This is a genomic window from Waddliaceae bacterium, assembly GCA_018694295.1.
In the GTDB taxonomy this organism is placed as follows: Bacteria; Chlamydiota; Chlamydiia; order Chlamydiales; family JABHNK01; genus JABHNK01.
Genome location: JABHNK010000020.1, coordinates 1 through 17,878, shown reverse-complemented (window position 1 = coordinate 17,878; position 17,878 = coordinate 1). Strand labels below are relative to the sequence as shown.

Here is a 17,878-nt window from a genome sequence, read left to right as displayed (position 1 = left end):
ATAGACCAACAAATTGTATTGTTCCTGTTCCGGCTGTTGTTTGGCTGAAGCCTGCGCACTGGAATGTCGACCAAGCCTTTACTGCTGCTGCATCATTAATCGTCACCAATCCAAGAGGCGTACCACTACCAACGGCTTGTGAGAAGGTAATGACACCTAATCCTGACGTCAATGTCAATGGTTGTGCTCCAATTAGAACCTGATCAAAGATGATATCTCCTGCGGTAGCTCCTGTCGTCATCGTCACGATACCTGTAGCAAGAGTTACCGGATCGTCAAAATTAATCGTCGCTCCTGCTCCTGCTGTTCCGCTTCCGTTCTTTGCTCCGCCTGCTGCTGTCAACGTATTGTTATTCAAGGTTGTTACATTATTAGTAGCAGTAGTTATCGTTATCCCTCCTGCTGCGCCGCCACTGCCGTCGCCACCGCTGGAATCTCCACCGGAAGTTGTGATGTCGCCTGTTATTCCTATCGTACCATTAGTGGTATCTATCGTTACTGCGCCGCCTGCCGATGCTGTGCCACCATTATTGTCTGCTCCTGTTGTTACAATGTTACCAGCAAGCGTTGCGATACTTGTACCTGAGACATTAATGTCTACAACACCGGAAGGTGTGCCGCTATTAGCTGCGGCGGTTGTGGTTATCGCTGCTGCGACGGTGACGGCACCGCTATGTGATAAAGTTACGTCGCCGCCGACAGTGGTAATGGCTCCTCCTGTGTTGTCGAATGTCGTTCCGTATGTAATAAAATTAGCATTATTTGTGATAATTGCTGCATTTATATCTATAGCGCCTCCTCCCACACCAACGGCTCCTAGCGTCAGGTAAGCACTGCCGGTCATCGTGATAGCGCCGTTGACGATGATAGATCCGGTATTTGTCAGTATCTCTAGCGGAAATCCATGAGTAATCTCTCCTATTGTTATGTCTCCTGTTCCATCGTTACGACCGATGATATTATACTTCCCTTGCATATAACCCAGTTCATTCGTATTGAAGTTAAAGGGTTCGGCACCACCAGAGTTAATACCAATATCATCGGTTGCATCGACAGGCTTCATAGTAAACGTTCCTGCCGTTGCGATCACAGCAGCCTTAAGATCAACCATATTTGCTGTAAATGTTATATCGCCACTAACTACTGTTACCGGAAAACCTATACCTATATCAAGAGTTCCTCCTCCGGGGAAGTTTGTTATCGTAAGATTTCCCGAATTTAAATTAATTTCGGCGTCGATATGAAATTCTGCGTCAACGTCAGCGCCGCTATTAAGGAGTGTTAAACTTGCTGCTCCAGTGAAATTAATTTCTTCGTTTATTTGGATTTCACCTTCACCGCCTGCTGTCATTGTAAGATCGTTATTACCAGCATATGTCAGTGGTGTGCTAAGAGTTATGTCGCCTGAGGCTTCAAGATAAACAGGCCCATCGCCCAGATGACTTAATAATATATCTACACCCATATTTACTGGGGAATCAAGTTGTTCCCAAACCCCAGTGTAGTCACCATCCCACAACCAGGTAAAAGGATTCGCTGCGCCACCAGCAATAATAGTGAGCAAATCAGGGTCGATTAGCAGCGTTCCTGCAAGGCCATTAGGGGCGCTTCTATTTGCCCTGCCGTCGACCATTACGCTTTTAACACCTGACACTTCAACGAAGCCACCGTCACCTGACTCACTTCCGCCTTTAACTTCTATTGTTGCGTCGTCCCAAAAAATTGCGGTATCCTCAGAAAAGATTATTACTTCTCCGCCGTTGCCATTAGCTCCTGGATTTGCCGTTGTTAGGCTTCCTGGTGCAAAGACTATCAACTTCGAAGCATATACATCGATATCACCGCCGTCGCTATTGGTAGCATCGGCATGCATTGTTCCGAGATGTCCTACCTTAGCGGCATTTATTTCTATCTTTCCACTTGCAGAACTTTCGCCGACGCCGTTTGCTGAAATCACTGCATCGGTGTTGTTGTATGCTACCTGTGTAGCTTGTATCAGCACGCCTCCGGCGGCGTTGCCTTCGCTGCCGTCGGCGGTGATTGTGCCGTCGTTTATAATTAGGCCGCTTGATGCTACTAGCGATGTCGTGCCATCGGCTTCTTCCACGCAACCCTCTTCTATAAGAGTGTCGAAGTTAACAACTTGGGTTATTATGTCGGTGATGCTATCGGTAGGGATAAGGACGGTTCCTGGTGTAGAGCCTTCTGGTGGTGTTGTTATCTCGAAGTTTATGAGGTTTCTGCCGTCGAAATTTATGGTGAACTCTTCTGCTGCGCCGACCGCTACTTTTCCGAGGTTTGCGACGATGAGGCCTTCGTTTGATACGAGTGGTGCTGCAAGGACGGCGTAGCCGTTGTCTGATATTGTTATCTCGCCTTCGTTGATGATATATGCTAGTTCTTTATATTGGTCTTGGGAGAATTCGTAGTTACCTTCGAGGAAGTCTTCGTCTGTGATGTTCAGTGTCGTTGCGAGGAGTCCTGCGGTGTTGACGTGTGAGTTTGGGCCGAAGAGGATTCCGTTTGGGTTCATTATGAAGATCTGCCCATTAGCAGTGATGTCGCCCATTATTTCTGAAGGGTTGGCTCCTGAAATTTTGTTTAGGGCTATGGCGTCGGCGTTGGGCTGTATATATTGTACGAGTTCATCGGCGGCGATGGAGTAGTCTTGCCAGTCGATTATTGCTTTATCGACAGATTGGTCGATAGTCATGGTGGTGCCGACTTGTGCTATGGCGATCTGTTCTGCGTCGAAGGTAGCTTCTTGAGGTATAGCCATAACGTCTGTGGGGAGAAAAAGCATCCATCCCATCGTAAGAATTGCAATGATCGTTGTCAGTTTTCTCGGAAACATTCTCGTTGTATACCTTTCTCGATATTTTCCTGTTCCTTCATAGATACAACATCTATGGAATCCTTGTCAATTAAATCCTATAGTAATTTCTATAGCATCCCCTATTAACACGCGCATTGCGCGCGCGTTAACACGCGTAGGGCACGCGCGACTCAGTGACCAGTGACCAGTGACCAGTTATCAGTTATCAGTTATCAGTTATCAGTTATCAATTATCAGTATTATGAAGGATTTTCGAAATAGGATTTACTACCGCGGAGATTTTACATTGTTCATTGTTCATTGTTCATTGATCATTGAATAATCCTATCGCCTTTCTTTGCTGAGGGCATAGCGTAAGCGAGCTCCATTCGAAATTGGGGCTGGTGAGTGCCTGTGAGCGCATTATATATTCTGGGGCGAACGTCCTCGACTCATAAAGTCGTCGATACCGATGGCAATGCGTGGGTGTTGTAATAGCAGTCGACAGAGGTGCCTACGCCGCTTTTCTCTGTGAAAACCCTATGACAAAAGTTAAGTGGCAATCACAGGCTTAAGGATATCGTGGACATATTCTGCGCGTTTTGTGTCGAGGTCTTTGACATCAATTTTGCCATTATAATGTCGGTGTAGGTGTGCTCTTCTGCTGCAGAAAAGCGCATCGTTTATCGTGGCGTTATCGATACCCTCTATCCATCCTAATGCTACGCCGAGCTTTACGAGGCTCAAGAGGCTAAGTGTTTCTGTTGTATGCATTTGGCACGAATGTTTCATTATCCCTAGCGCCCGTGATATCTTGTCTTTTAGGGCGGCATTATCGTCTTTTTTTACGGCGGTTCTGACGTCTTTTTCTGCGACTTCTACTTTCATAACAAAGCGCTGTATTGTGCTGATGATATTTTCTTCGGTAACGCCGAGATTTTTCTTGTTATGGATTTTCACGATATCGCCTGTGAGGGGCTTGTCAAGGCCTCCCTGAATGCCTTCTATGATGATATCTTCGTTGTCTTCTCTTTTGCAGAACCCCTCGAAAGACCCGGTATTTATTAGTGCAGGAATATGGAGATATGAATATACTTTCAGGCCCACACCGCACTGTGAGGCATCAGCGGTAAGGAACCCGAATTTCTCTGTGAAAGCATATTTAACCTTTTCGCCGACGGCGGATTCTATGGCAACAAGCCTGTTGAGTGCCTCTCCGAGGTCTCTGGTGCTGTCGAGAAGGCTCATCTGCAGATGATTTCTCATGTTTATCGTCGCCAAAAACGATGCCGTATTGTCGATGACAAATCCTTCGCCTATGTTCATCCTATTAAAGCTTTCTGCCGACATATAATGCTCGTAAAGGTATTCTTTCTGCAGTGGCGCCAGCTCTTCGGCGCCGAGAAAAAGTCCCCCTTTCAAAAGATTTTCGTCAGCGAAAGCTTTACCAAGAAGGCTTACTATCTGCTGAAGGCTTTTGCCGTCAAGCTTCCCCGGAAACATATGCCCTTCGATATTTCTGTATAGCTTAAGTGTCGATGCTAGCCATATATCGTTGTCATTCTTACCAAAGGCGTTGTTGTTTTTAAGGACGTCGTACATATTTATACCCGTGATTGCGACCTATCTTTTCTTTAGCGCCATAGAGTTAAGTAAGGTGGCTCAGTGCACGACAAGCGAATAGTTGTAACTATTCGCGAGGAGTAAAATGAGCCAGATTGCCTGACACTATGGATGCTATAGAAAACAAAGTCTTTTTTCTTTTTTAAAAGCTCTAACAAGGCTTTTTAGCTACTTAAAGATAAACACCTTAAGTCTTTGCTATTCCTTGTTGTTTTTATTTACCCGTTTGCTATATATTTGGCTTCACCATATCTCTTTTTGCAGCAGCACATCTACTTTGCTTCTATCCTCGCGAATGTTTTAACATTCGCTCGTCTTTCATCTTCGTATCTGTACCACTGCAAAAATTCTATGGTAAAGGATAGATCGCAATCACGGGTTATATCCCCTTGTCCTTTATAGTTTTACTGCGAGCCTTGACCTTACTTTTTTTTAGAAGATGTGAGGCGTCGGCATTAGGATCTTCTTCCTTTTTCTTTTTAACGACTTCTATCTGATCGCGTATCCATGCCGCCTGCTCGTAGTCTTCACGCCCCAAAGTTTCTTCTAATGCTTCGTTTAGAGCTACTAGGGTCATAAGGGGCTTCATCTTATCCGTCTTTCCTAGCGCGCGGCCGATATGTGTCATCATAGTTTTGTGTATAGTTTTTCCCTTCGGAGAAGCCGCCGCAATAATGATGTCGCCGAAGATATCATAACACCCTGCACACCCTAGCGGGCTTCCACAGCGCACCTCTTCTAGCGTCGTACCGCAAGCCCCGCAACATAGCTCTGCCTGTGCGCCTTCTTTATCTGTCGACGCTACAGTGATGACAGCGTCGAGGTTTTTGTGCTGCAAAGAAGGACACGACTCACACATCGCAACACGATGTATTTTGTCTCCGACAACCTGCGTATAGAAAACTTTATGCGGTTTGTTGCATCCTGAACATTCTAATGGGCGTTCGACATTCATAGACATCCCCTATAGTTAATAGATAGCTGAATTTATACCCAAAAACAACAATAGATGTAAAGAAAGGTCTAATGTCAAGGTCTCCGCGACCTTGACAATCCGCGACAAAGGGCAACGCCCTTTGTAAACCCACGACAAAGCAAAAAAAACACAAGCGATACTCTTGCGTTTTTTGCTTTGCCTCTGCCGTCATCACCATCGCTACGCGATGGCGATGAGATATAGGAGCATGTTTCGTGCCTCGTTGAGACGCTTTATGACTGGCGCCCTTCGCAAGCGGATCCCGCCATCGGCTGGACAAAAAGTTGCGCTTAGTGCTTATGAGGTGATGCGATTATGAAATTTAAAAGAAGTAGGAAGTAGGAAGTAGGAAGTAAGAAGTAAGAAGTAAGAAGTAAGAAGTGGGAAGTGGGAAGTGGGAAGTGGGAAGTGGGAAGTGGGATCGAGAAAATATGGCAAAAAAAAGTATGAGTCCTGATGGGCTCGAACCATCGACCCCCTCCTTAAAAGGGAGGTGCTCTAACCAACTGAGCTAAGGACCCATACTAAATGTCTTCGTTGTTGACCCCAAGGGGATTCGAACCCCTGTTATCGGAATGAAAATCCGGCGTCCTAGGCCAGGCTAGACGATGGGGCCGAGAAACTTCAACGAAGAAAGACTATTCTATCTTTATTTCGCTTTTTTCTCAAGTTCTATATTTCCAAAACCTCTTTTTCTTTGTCGGCGATGATTGTGTCTATCGTCTTACAATATTTATCTGTAAGGTCTTGCACCTCTTTTTCGTGTGTACGCTCCATATCTTCGGAGATATCACCGTCAGCTTTATGTTTTCTTAGGAAGTCGTTACATTCTCGTCGTACATTTCTTATGCTGAGCTTCCCCTCTTCGCCTTTCTTTTTGCACTGTTTTACCATCTCTTTACGGACATTTTCATCCATAGCGGGGACGCTGATACGTATAAGGTTTCCTTCGGTAACGATCTGGAATCCCAAGTTTTCTGCTTCTATTTGTTTCCCTATAGCGCCAGTATTTCCCTGGTCGAACGGTGTGATGAGAAGCTGCCGAGATTCTGGCGAAGATATTGTAGCAACGTCGCGAAGGCGCATCTTCGTGCCATAAACTTCTACCATGACACTATCGAGCATCGCTGGGTTCGCCCTTCCTGTCCTTATGTTGTTAAGCTCTACTTTAAGATGTTCGACGGCATCTTCCATCTTTTTTTCTGCTGTTTCTACTATCTCTGCCATAATTATTCTCCTTATTATTCTCCTTTAACTATTGTTCCTAATGAAAAATTCTCTATCATAGCGACAATACCATTATCTTCGAATATATCACATACAAATATAGGGATCTTGTTCTCCATACAAAGCGTGAAAGCTGTAAGATCCATTATCTTTAATTTTTCTTCTATCGCCTGTGAATACGTCAAAGTTTCATATTTCACAGCGTCGTCATATTTATTGGGATCTTTGTCGTATATACCGTCGACTTTCGTCGCTTTGATAAGAAGCTGTGCCTCTATCTCTCCGGCGCGCAGCGCTGCAGCGGTATCTGTTGTGAAGAATGGGTTGCCGGTACCTCCTACGAAGATAACGATACGTCTTGCTTCGAGGTGTTGTATTGCTTTTTCTCTGATGAATGGTTCTACAGCTTTGGGGCATTCTAGAGCGCTCATAACACGCACCTCACACCCTTTTTCTTCTAGGGAGTGTTTCAGAAGTAGTCCGTTTATTATTGTGGCGAGCATGCCGATGTTATCTGCTGCAGATTGGTTCATTCCCTGCAGTGACACTCCGGTACTTCCGCGGAAGAAGTTCCCTCCTCCAACGACTATAGCGACTTCTTTTCCGCTATCGTGGAGTTCTTTTATGGAGTGTGCTACGGCGTTACAGACGTCGATATCGACGCCGGAATCCTTAGAACCTACAAGGGCTTCGCCCGATACTTTGAGCAAAACCCTTTTATATTCGTGATCTTTTCCCATCGTTCTCCTCAGGGATGTTGGTTATCGAATTATCCAATAGACCAGCGGATGAAACGTGTTACTGTTAACGGTTTCTCTATCTCTTTGCCATGTTTTTCAACGTATTTGGCGACGGTGAAGTCACCATCTTTGATAAACTGCTGGTTCATCAGACAAACACGATTATAGAACGCCTTCAATTTGCCCTCAACAATTTTCTCTATTATATTTTCCGGCTTATTCTTCACTTGTCCGCGGGCGATGTCTTCTTCATGGCTTTTCACGTCTTCTGGGATGTCTACAACAGCGAGGTAGTCAGGGGCTTCGGCGGCGACCTGCATAGCGAGGTCTTTTGCGAGGCCTTGTTCTTCTGCGGCGCCTTCGATTTCTACTATGGCGACGATTTTACCACGCATATGCGAATACACCCCTACTGAAGCTTCGGGTTTTTTCTCTAATATCGTAAATCTCTTGATCTTGATATTCTCGCCGATGCTTTGTACTATAGAAGCTCTGTATTCTTCTATTGTCATAGAAGAGTCTTGCGAATATTTTTGTGTAGCAAAAACTTCGAGATCTGCTGGGCGCGTCGATGCTATCTCTGCAGCGATGTTGCTAAGGAAATCTTTGAAGTTATCGTTTTTTGTTACGAAGTCAGTCTCTGCGTTGATCTCTACGAGAACGACGGCATCGTCATTTTCTGCTATTCCGATGAGTCCTTCTTTAGCTTCGCGTCCTTCTTTTTTAATTGCTGTCGCCATACCGGCCTTGCGGAGATATGCTATAGCGGCTTCCATGCTACCATCGGAATCTTTTAATGCTTCTTTGCATTTACTCATTCCTACACCGCTACGGTGTCGTAGCTCTTTAACCATTTGTGCTGTAATTTCTACCATTGATTCTTACTCCGCTTTTTCTTCTGTTTTAGTTTCTTCCTTAGGAAGCACTTCTTCTGCTAGAGGTTTTTCTTCTACAGGAAGTTTCTCTTCCTCTGCTGGTTTTTCAGCGGGAGGTTTTTCTGGGAGTTCTTCTGGAAGTTTCTTTGATTCTGCAGTGTTTTCTTCGTCGCCTTTCATTGAGGCGGCGTTAATTTCATCTTTTTTCTCTGTTACTGCATCTGCCAAGGTCTTTATTACGAGTCTTACGCTTTTTAGTGCGTCGTCGTTTCCTGCGATGACATATTTTACAGGGTCGGGGTTACAGTTGGTGTCGATGAACGCCATTACAGGGATTCCTAGCTTATTGGCTTCGGCGACGGCGATGTGTTCACATCCTGGGTCGACGACGATAAGGAGTCCTGGCATCCTCTTCATTTCTCTGATACCTGAGAGGTTTCTGTTGAGTTTTTGCTGATGTTTTGCTAACAACGACAATTCTTTTTTCTTAAGCCCGCTTTCGTCGCCGGCTTCGAGTTGTTCTTCAATAGTCTCTAGTTTTTTTATCGACTGTCGTATTGTTTTAAGATTTGTCAGCATTCCACCGAGCCATCTTTCGCAGACGTAATATTCGTCACATTCTTCGGCGCATTCGCGGACGACTTTTTTCGCTTGTTTTTTCGTCCCTACGAAGAGTATAGATTTCTTCTGTGCGACGACATCTTTTACTACATCGACGGCGGTACGTATCTGCTGAAGGGTCTTCGCTAGGTCTATGATATATAGCCCGTTGCGCTCTTCTAAGATATATGGTTTCATCTTAGGGTTCCATCGGCGCTTTTGGTGTCCGAAGTGTGTTCCTGCTTCTAGTAATTCCTTTATTGTTACATGTGCCAAGCCTTGTTCCTCCTTGTTTTTATCGGCATCCCATCTTTGCGATGAGATTTCGGTCTTGGTTAATCGTTGAATATCTGTATTTTTGCGAATTTCCCCACAAAAAGCGCCTGATCAGAATCGAACTGACACACGTAGCTTGGAAGGCTACTGTTCTACCATTGAACTACAGGCGCGTAAAAACCATATTATTATGCTTCAATCCCATCTTTTTTTCAAGGAGTTTTATAACATTTACAAGAAAAAGGCTGCCTTTTATAGTCCTAGTATCTTGACATTACATTATTTTTTATGAAAAAAAAACGAAGAACCTTAAAAAAGCCCTCTATTCTTTCTATTCCTGCCAAGGCGAACCGTGCTTTGAATGTAGTCCTTATCATCATGGTTGTAATCGTCTTCCGTGTATGGCATCTTGCTGTCATCCAGCATGACACTCGTGTAGAATCGGCGCGCAAGCCACAGCGCCGTACTATCATCGAGCGTGCCGAGCGTGGAACCATCCGCGACAGGTTCAATATTCCTCTTGCCATCAACAAGATGCAATACAATGCTGCCATTTTTTATTCGCAGATCCGCGAGATTCCCCGTATTACTAGGAAACGCGATACTGAAGGCACGACGGTTAAGTGTTATGCCCGCAAGGAGCATATTACTTCTCTTGCTGTTATTCTTGCTGAGGAGCTCGACCTTGACGAGCATCGCGTCGAAGATCTCATACATTCCAAGGCGGCGCTATTGCCTAACGTCCCTTTTGTGATAAAAGAAGACATCACCGAGGAGCAGTATTTTCGTCTTAAGATGCTCGAGAAGAGCTGGGCTGGCCTTCATGCCGAGCGTGTTCCCAAGCGTTGGTATCCTGGTGGGCGTTCAGCTTCTGACGTCATAGGCTATATGGGTGCGATAAGCCGCGAGGAGTATAATGATGTCGTTGCCGAGATAAAAGACCTTGAGGGGTATATCGCCGACGAGGACAACGGCCTTGAGTCTATACTTCCCAAAAATCTTTCATCGTCGGAGGAAGTACGTCATCGTCTTAAGACTCTTGAGGAGCGGGCATATACTATCAACGACTATGTTGGGAAGTCTGGCGTCGAGAGCGTTTACGACGAGAATCTTCGTGGTTTCCGTGGCAAGAAGACGTTCTATTCCGACGCTCGCGGAACATTTCTTCGTGAGCTTCCCGGCTCTCGCGACCCTATTCCTGGGCAGCGTCTTGTCCTTACTATATCTTCCGAGCTTCAGGAGTATGCCGAGGAGCTTCTTGCCCATAATGAGAAGATCCGCGAAGGCAAGAGCATCTACTATGACGTCTTTGAGGGGACGCACAAGAATCTCGATCAGCCGTGGATAAAAGGCGGTGCTATCATCGCCATGGACCCCAACAATGGCGAGATTTTAGCTCTTGCTTCATTTCCGCGTTACGACCCCAACGATTTCATCCCTACTGGCGACATTATCGACGCCAAGAAAAAAAGGTCTAACGTATATCGATGGCTTGAGAGCGAGCGTCACATCTCCGAGGTTTGGAATAGGAAATCCCCTCTTGAGAGGGAGGCGTTCAATGTTACCAAGGGTGTTATCGAAGAGGAGCGCCTTGACCTTTCGTGGGGTAGTTATATTGCGCAGATTCTTCCCGAGAAGAACAAAGCACGCAAGGCGATAGAAAACAAGGGCTCTCTCAACAATGCCATCGCGTTGCAGCGTGCTTTCAAAGCCCTGATGGCTCTCGCCGACCATGACAATGCCATCGACGTTATGAATGCATTATACAGTGGCGGAGGATATGTTGCATATTGCGATACCATGCCGTCTTCCGACAAAGAGGCTATTATTTCTCGTTTCAATGCCAATGGCGGCGCTCTTCGTGAAATCCGCAACACTTTAGACCCTATTTTTCGCGACCTGCGCCACAACTACGACAAGCTCCTTGTCCTTGACTTATTTTCTCTTGCTTCTAGCGAAGAATTTTTCTCTCACGACCTTCTCGACGTTGTCGGCGGGCAAAGTATCGAGGAATACCGTGATATTTCGACGAAGATGCTTGTCATCGAAGATGTCGTCCATGCTATGACGAAAGACCTTTTCCATTCTCTTGATTTCATTCCGTGGCTTGCTGAGAACAAGAAAGCCTTCCTTAAGGGCAAGCGCCGTGAGGAGAAGGCGGCGAAGCGGTACAACCGTCCGTACCTCGATCTTCTTGACAAGCAAGAGCGCAGTATGTTCGTAGATTTCTGGCAGAAGCATCGCTGGGATCTTATAGCTGCTTTCGTCGTCGGCGATAGTGATATCGACATTCCTGACGACATCGTTGCATACGCCAACAATTTTCTTTCTTGGGAAGAAGAGCTCCGTGGTGGTGCTCATCGTGCTGCTGTGTGGCACGATGCCTATGCTACGATAAAGGAGAGGCTTTCGTCATTAACGACACCGCTGGCGTTGGAATATCTCAAAGGCATAAGAAGCTACGAAGACCTGTCGCGCCCTTTATATGGGAAATATCCTCACCTTCGTCATGTTAAAGGGGTACAGCTTGAGAAACATCTAGCAGCGGCATTTTACCCTATATACGGCTTCGGATATGGAAGATCTCGGGCGTTTCGCGAGGCCGCACCTCAAGGGTCTATCTTCAAAATCATAACGGCATATGCTGCATTGAACCATCGTTATAAGCAGCTAGGTCCTGGATGTTCTAAAGGGGCTCTTAACCCTCTTGTCATCATCGATAACCCACACCTCCAGGAGGGGTCCAGCAACAAGTGGAACGTCGGATATACAGCTTCGTGGAAGCCTATCGACCAGCGGTATAAGGGAGGTCGCCTTCTTCGCAGTGCTCGCCGCAACATTGGCAAGATCGACATATATTCTGCTCTGGAGACATCTAGTAACCTATATTTTTCTTTGCTTGCTGGCGATGTTCTTGAAGACCCCGAAGACCTCAACAGAGCTGCTATGATGCTCTCATACGGCTCCCGCACTGGACTAGACCTTCCTGGGGAGATTTCCGGAAGCCTTCCTAATGACCTCTCGACCAACAAGACAGGTCTGTATGCTCATGCCATCGGTCAGCATTCTCTAGTGGCAACACCTTTACAGACTGCTGTCATGCTATCCGCTATCGCCAATGGCGGCAATGTCGTTAAGCCTAAGGTTCTGAAGCTTCTCGCCGGAAAAGAGCCTTTATGCTGTAATGTCAGTGCCTTCGACGACGACAATCCATATCGTGAAAGCCTCGATCTTGCTGGCGCCAACTCACCATTATTTTCTGGTGGCAATGATAGCGAGCAAAAAAGTCTAATACATTATTTTGACAAAGAGGTCGTCAGGGAGACCCCCCTCCCAAAACATGTTCGCGACATCCTTCTTGACGCCACCAACAGAGTCCTTACAAGCCCTCAGGGGTGTGCTAGCACGAATAGAATCAGAAATTACTATGACGACCGTGATGCGATAAAAGCTTTAAATTCTTTGAAGAAAAATATGTGCGGAAAAACAAGTTCTGCCGAAAAGGTCGAGAGCGTCACTCTCGACATCGAAACGGGGACGCATGTATACAAACACTTGTGGTTTGGTGGTACTTCTTTCGACGCTAAAACTTCTCACGAGGGCGAAGGTGCGACTGTATTTTTCGACGAATACGGGAAGCCTGAGATCGTCGTCGTCGTATACCTTCGCTTCGGCGATTTCGGCCGCGAGGCAGCACCTCCTGCTGCTCAGATGATAAAAAAATGGCGTGAAATAAAATCGCGGACTCCGGTCGGATGAATAACTGACCTTACGCGATAGCCATTATTAAGAAGAAATTTCGAAATAGGATTTTTCACCACAGAGCCACAGAGAACACAGAGAAGAAAAGAACATGGCTGGGGGATTCCCCCAGACCCCCTTTTTCATTGAACAATGAATAAACCCGGACACGGCAGTGCCCCCTATCGCCGTTGTCGTAAAAATAAGGTTGCATCTTTACGCTTGCTATAGGAAAAACAAAGAAAGGAAGTACAATCAACGACAATGGCGACAGCTGTGCGTCCGCTGCGCGCGCTCTGCGTGCTCTGTGTCTCTGTGTCTCTGTGGTGAAAAAATGAGGCTTGTTACTTTTTATTGCAGGGGGGGGAGCACGCTGACGTGTGTGAGAGCTTCGAGGTTTTCGACGGTTGGGATAGCTTCGAAGTCGTAGCCATAGCTTCCTTCTTTTAGTGCGAAGAGTTTTGTCACTGTCGCGACGCGCAGTCCTTGTGGGAAGACGCCGTCCATCCCTGTTGTTATTAGGATATCGCCATTTCGTACAAGCTGCACGGCATCGCCGTCTTTCTTATCTAAGGGTTTCCCTGTGAGTAGATCTCTGGCGTCACCTTCTTTATCGGCATAATCGTAGTTAAACCCTGTACCTTTTAATATTCTCCCTCCCGACTTCCACAGTGGCGCGCTACTTCCTGAAAGAGTGCCTTTTGCAAGACGCCATTCTTCGCTTTGTTTTGAAAGCATCATCTCCCATTCTTCGAGGTATCGCTTTAAAAACCCTACGTTTTCTTCGTCAGGCATAAGACCTTGCAGCCCATCGTCGAGGAACTTCCTTATCGACGATATCTTCTCTTTTATTAGGTGTGCCTGCTGCTGTCCTCGTGTTGTTCTAACTGAGGGGTTAAGCCCTGAGTCGGTGATAAGTCGTATGCGGCACTGTTTTTTTCCTACGCAGTCGACGACGCCGACGAGGTCTGTTCCTACGACGACTGGGCTATCTTTAGCGACGACGATGCTTCCAATAGTTTTATTGTTATCGGTGCCGACGTTCAGCCATAGCGAGCTGCTCCATGATGCCGGGTCGCGGTATATAACTTTCGCTGGAATAGAAACTGTTATGCCAAGATCTTTTACGCTATCGGGATGATATATTAAGCGTTGTTCGTCGGCGAGGATGTCTCTCATAACGTTTAGATCGTCATGAAGATGTAGATTTTCTAGCGTCAGCTTTTCTTTTTCAGCATTTAGAACTACAACTTTCGACTTAGCAGAAAACGATATAGACGAAAAGGGCTTGGCAATAGCATGTGTGACGGCCTGTACGCCTTCCCATAAAGGCCTAGTCATGCTGACGATGCCACCTCGGAACCTTTCCGATGAGCCGACGGGAATACTTAATGCCACTACGATGACAGAGGTCATGATAATATAAGGAAGATGTTTTATTTTTTTCATCCTTATAGTGCCTCCAAGATAGCCTCTACGACATATTCCATGTTATTCTCCGTAAGCCCAGCGACGTTAATTCTACCGTTATCGGGGAAGTATATGCCATGTTTTTCTTTTAGCGGTCCTGCGCTTTTTTCGTTTAAAAACCCGAAAGAGAACATTCCCTTCTGATTCTTCATGAAATCGATGTCGATATCAGCTTTCTTGTCTTCGAGGCCTTTGATCAGCGCTTCTCTCATAGCTTTTATGCGGTGTCGTATCTCTGAAAGCTCTTTTTCCCATTGTGTCTTTAGTGTGTCATCGCCAAGGACTTCTGCAACGAGCGCTGCGCCATGCCGTGGCGGGTTGGAATAGCTTGGGCGTATTATCTTTTTGATGTTAGTTCCGACGTTTTCCGCTATAGTTTTATTGTGGCATACCACCGAAAGCATGCCGACGCGCTCGCCATAAAGACCGAAGTTTTTGGAGTTGGAACTTGCGACAAGCATTTCGTGGCCTTCTTCGACGAAATGCCTTACTGCCCAGGCGTCTTCTTCTATTCCTTCTCCAAAACCCTGGTATGCGAAGTCGAAGAACGGTATGATCTTATGTTTTTTCATCAATGCCGATAGCTCTTTCCATTCTTCTTTCGAAGGGTCTGTGCCGGTGGGGTTGTGGCAGCACGCATGTAAAATGACGATGCTTCCTTCTTCCATAGCTGTAATGGAAGAACAAAGTCCTGAAAAATCTAAATCTCGACTTTCAGCATCCCAATATGGATATGTTTGGACGTCCATGCCACAGCGCGTGAAGACGGCGCGATGATTTATCCATGTTTTATCAGGGATAAAGGCTTTTTTGCCGACATGTTGAGCGAGAAATTCTCCACCGACGCGCAATGCTCCTGTCCCTCCTAGTGCTTGCGCCGAAGATATACGTCCTTCTGCCAGCGCTACCGTTTTCTCTCCGAAGACGAGCTTCTGTGAAAGCGTTATAAAGTCTTTATTACCATCGAGAGGAAGATATGTCCTTTCGTATGCGATACGCTGCTCTGCCGTCGCTATGCTAGGAAATTCGTATAGATTCTGCTCTTCGTCGCAATATATTCCGATGCCAAGGTTTACCTTGCCATGGCGACCATCGTCGATGAATTCCTTTGTAAGGGCGAATATAGGATCGGCTGGTTTTTGTTGTATATCAGCAAAAAATGCCATGTTTATTCACTCCATATTATTTGTCTATACAAGATTCTTTGATATATCACCCTATTGTGTCAACCTAAAACCTATGATTTACGATATGTCGTACCGGCAGAATCCTCTTGCGATAAAAGCATAGTACACGATATCATTTTCCTATCGCTTTTATGGGGCGTTAGCTCAATTGGTAGAGCGCAACAATGGCATTGTTGAGGTCAGCGGTTCGATTCCGCTACGCTCCATATCATACATTTTTTTGGCACGGTTCAAAACATGCCATTTTGGAGTAACAGTTGATTCTACCATAGAGATCATAAATAGCGGATAGAAGAATTTCGAAATAGGATTTTCTACCACAGAGGCACGGAGGACACAGAGAAAGAAAACGCTCTGGCTGGGGGATGCTCCCCCAAAACCCCAAAAGAAAATCCTCGGGGTTCTAGGGGTGAAACCCCTAGCCCGCCCCATTTCTCTCTGTGTTCTCTGTGTTCTCTGTGGTGAAAAATCCTAATCCTAAATCCGAACTTTTTAGGAAGCTTAGCTCTTGTAGGTTCAATCATCTGTTACCCCTCTTTGAACCATGCCATTTCTTTCTTATTTTTTTCAAAAATCCAAGAGTGGTATAAAACAGGATTCCTTTTCGCTACCTTCTTCCGCACCCTCGTCCAAGATGACGATATGAGTACTTCTTCAAAATCATCATAAGCATTGAAAGCTTCGATATCTGATATTGTTTTGTCGATATTTATATTTACGGGTTTGCTCTCATAAAAAACAGGCTCATAGAGATCGGTCTCTTCATCTTCGTGTTTTTCTGAAGCGTCGACTGCTGAAAGTGGCTTCGTTTTTATTTGAGCATCTACGAGTTCATCTTCAGCATCTTTTTCTTTACCATCCTTTTTCCAGGATTCTAAGAATGCCACGAGTTTTTCTTTAACATTAAATTCTTTATATTTTTTCGCCCAGGAATCTAATAGTGTCGCGAAGAGCTCTTTGGCTTTAAATTCTTCGAGCTTTTCTTTAGAGTTGAATTCTTCAAACTTTGTTATAAAAGCATCCCTTTGTATTGGCGCAATTTCTTCTTCGGCGTTGATATCACCGTGATCTTTTTTCCAAGAGTCCGAAAGTGCCGCAAGCCAGCCATCAGGAGATTCCTCTTTGTCATCTTTTGTCCAAGATTCAAAGAGCGATGCGATCTTTTCTTTAGCATTGAGATCTTCATACTTTTTTGCCAAGGAATCTAATAGTGTTGCGAAGCGTTCTTTGGCTTTAAGCTCTCCAAACTTTTCTACAACCGCATCCCATTGGAATGGCATGGTGTATTCTTCGGCGTTGATATCACCGTGATCTTTTTTCCAAGAGTCCGATAGCGCTGCAAGCCAGCCGTCAGGAGATACTTCTTTGTCATCTTTTGTCCAAGAGTCAAAGAGTGATGCGATCTTTTCTTTAGCATTGAGATCTTCATACTTTTTTGCCACGGAATCTAATAGTGTAGCGAAGCGTTCTTTGGCCTTAAGCGCTTCGAGTTTTTCTACAACCGCATCCCATTGGAATGGCATGGTGTATTCTTCGGCGTTGATATCACCATGATCTTTTTTCCAAGAGTCCGAGAGTGCCGCAAGCCAGCCGTCAGGAGATTCCTCTTTGTCATCTTTGGTCCAAGAGTCAAAGAGCGCGACGAGTCGTCCTTTAGCATTGATATCTTCATACTTTCTTGCCACGGAATCTAATAGTGTAGCGAAGCATTCTTTGGCCTTAAGCGCTTCGAGTTTTTCTACAACAACATCCCATTGGAGTGGTATGGCATCTTCTTCGGCGTTAATATCTCCATGATCTTTTTTCCAAGAGTCCGCTAGTGCCGCAAGCCAACCGTCAGGAGATTCTTCTTTGTCATCTTTTGTCCAAGAGTCAAAGAGCGATGCGATCTTTTCTTTAGCATTGATATCTTCATATTTTCTTACTAAGTAATCTAATAGTGTCGCGAAGCGTTCTTTGGCTTTAAGCTCTTCGAATTTTTCTACAACAGTGTCCCATTGGAATGGTATGGTGTTTTCTTCGGCGTTGATATCACCGTGATCTTTTTTCCAAGAGTCCGAAAGTGCCGCAAGCCAGCCATCAGGAGATTCCTCTTTGTCATCTTTGGTCCAAGAGTCAAAGAGCTCTACAATCTTTCCTTTAGCATTAATTTCTTCGTTATCTTTTGTCCAAGAGTCAAAGAACGCAGCGAAGCGTTCTTTAGCTTTAAGCTCTCCGAGCTTTTCTATAACAACATCCCATTGGAATGGTATGGCGTCTTCTTCGGCGTTGATATCACCGTGATCTTTTTTCCAAGAGTCCGAAAGTGCCGCAAGCCAGCCATCAGGAGATTCCTCTTTGTCATCTTT

11 protein-coding genes and 4 tRNA genes are annotated in these 17,878 nt (G+C 45.5%); 2 read left to right on the top strand and 13 right to left on the bottom strand.

The features are described 5' to 3' along the window. The 10 genes from HN980_02085 to HN980_02040 form a co-directional block, all read right to left on the bottom strand. Positions 1-2,854: filamentous hemagglutinin N-terminal domain-containing protein (locus tag HN980_02085; GenBank protein ID MBT6928268.1), on the bottom strand; the 2,854-nt coding region annotated here is incomplete at its 3' end. Positions 2,855-3,367: 513 nt separating this feature from the next. After that, positions 3,368-4,417, bottom strand: a complete 1,050-nt coding sequence (locus HN980_02080; protein ID MBT6928267.1) for a protein arginine kinase — start codon at positions 4,415-4,417, stop codon at positions 3,368-3,370. A 400-nt stretch (positions 4,418-4,817) separates the two neighbouring features. After that, entirely contained in the window at positions 4,818-5,393 is a 576-nt protein-coding gene (locus HN980_02075; GenBank protein MBT6928266.1) for a hypothetical protein, read from the bottom strand. Positions 5,394-5,861: 468 nt separating this feature from the next. Then, positions 5,862-5,935, bottom strand: a tRNA-Lys gene (locus tag HN980_02070). A 20-nt stretch (positions 5,936-5,955) separates the two neighbouring features. Next, a tRNA-Glu gene (locus HN980_02065) sits at positions 5,956-6,030 on the bottom strand. Positions 6,031-6,086: 56 nt separating this feature from the next. After that, positions 6,087-6,641 carry a ribosome recycling factor gene (gene frr / locus HN980_02060; protein ID MBT6928265.1) on the bottom strand — a complete coding sequence of 185 codons (555 nt, stop codon included), beginning with the start codon at positions 6,639-6,641 and terminating at the stop codon, positions 6,087-6,089. Positions 6,642-6,655: 14 nt separating this feature from the next. Next, the gene (locus HN980_02055; protein MBT6928264.1) at positions 6,656-7,381 is read right to left on the bottom strand and encodes a UMP kinase; all 726 of its coding nucleotides are present in this window, start codon (positions 7,379-7,381) and stop codon (positions 6,656-6,658) included. Positions 7,382-7,410: 29 nt separating this feature from the next. After that, positions 7,411-8,256, bottom strand: a complete 846-nt coding sequence (locus HN980_02050) for an elongation factor Ts (protein ID MBT6928263.1) — start codon at positions 8,254-8,256, stop codon at positions 7,411-7,413. 6 nt (positions 8,257-8,262) lie between these two features. After that, positions 8,263-9,117, bottom strand: a complete 855-nt coding sequence (gene rpsB / locus HN980_02045) for a 30S ribosomal protein S2 (protein ID MBT6928262.1) — start codon at positions 9,115-9,117, stop codon at positions 8,263-8,265. Between the two features lie 117 nt (positions 9,118-9,234). Continuing rightward, a tRNA-Gly gene (locus tag HN980_02040) sits at positions 9,235-9,305 on the bottom strand. A 115-nt stretch (positions 9,306-9,420) separates the two neighbouring features. Between HN980_02040 and HN980_02035 the strand changes: the two genes are divergently transcribed. Then, positions 9,421-12,891 (top strand): hypothetical protein, encoded by a 3,471-nt coding sequence (locus HN980_02035; protein MBT6928261.1) that lies wholly within the window; start codon positions 9,421-9,423, stop codon positions 12,889-12,891. A gap of 333 nt (positions 12,892-13,224) precedes the next feature. Here HN980_02035 and HN980_02030 read toward each other — a convergent pair whose 3' ends face one another. Then, positions 13,225-14,322 (bottom strand): rod shape-determining protein MreC, encoded by a 1,098-nt coding sequence (locus HN980_02030; GenBank protein MBT6928260.1) that lies wholly within the window; start codon positions 14,320-14,322, stop codon positions 13,225-13,227. A 2-nt stretch (positions 14,323-14,324) separates the two neighbouring features. Then, positions 14,325-15,509 (bottom strand): aspartate/tyrosine/aromatic aminotransferase, encoded by a 1,185-nt coding sequence (locus HN980_02025; protein ID MBT6928259.1) that lies wholly within the window; start codon positions 15,507-15,509, stop codon positions 14,325-14,327. Between the two features lie 154 nt (positions 15,510-15,663). Between HN980_02025 and HN980_02020 the strand changes: the two genes are divergently transcribed. Further along, positions 15,664-15,736 (top strand) — tRNA-Ala (locus tag HN980_02020). A 321-nt stretch (positions 15,737-16,057) separates the two neighbouring features. Here HN980_02020 and HN980_02015 read toward each other — a convergent pair. Continuing rightward, on the bottom strand, positions 16,058-17,878 hold a 1,821-nt coding region (locus HN980_02015; GenBank protein MBT6928258.1), incomplete at its 5' end, for a hypothetical protein.

Coding starts and splice junctions, on each gene's coding strand:
- HN980_02025 (MBT6928259.1), bottom strand. CDS start 15,509: ATGGCATTTTTTGCTGATATACAACAAAAACCAGCCGATCCTATATTC.
- frr (MBT6928265.1), bottom strand. CDS start 6,641: ATGGCAGAGATAGTAGAAACAGCAGAAAAAAAGATGGAAGATGCCGTC.
- HN980_02075 (MBT6928266.1), bottom strand. CDS start 5,393: ATGAATGTCGAACGCCCATTAGAATGTTCAGGATGCAACAAACCGCAT.
- HN980_02080 (MBT6928267.1), bottom strand. CDS start 4,417: ATGTACGACGTCCTTAAAAACAACAACGCCTTTGGTAAGAATGACAAC.
- HN980_02050 (MBT6928263.1), bottom strand. CDS start 8,256: ATGGTAGAAATTACAGCACAAATGGTTAAAGAGCTACGACACCGTAGC.
- HN980_02030 (MBT6928260.1), bottom strand. CDS start 14,322: ATGAAAAAAATAAAACATCTTCCTTATATTATCATGACCTCTGTCATC.
- HN980_02035 (MBT6928261.1), top strand. CDS start 9,421: ATGAAAAAAAAACGAAGAACCTTAAAAAAGCCCTCTATTCTTTCTATT.
- HN980_02055 (MBT6928264.1), bottom strand. CDS start 7,381: ATGGGAAAAGATCACGAATATAAAAGGGTTTTGCTCAAAGTATCGGGC.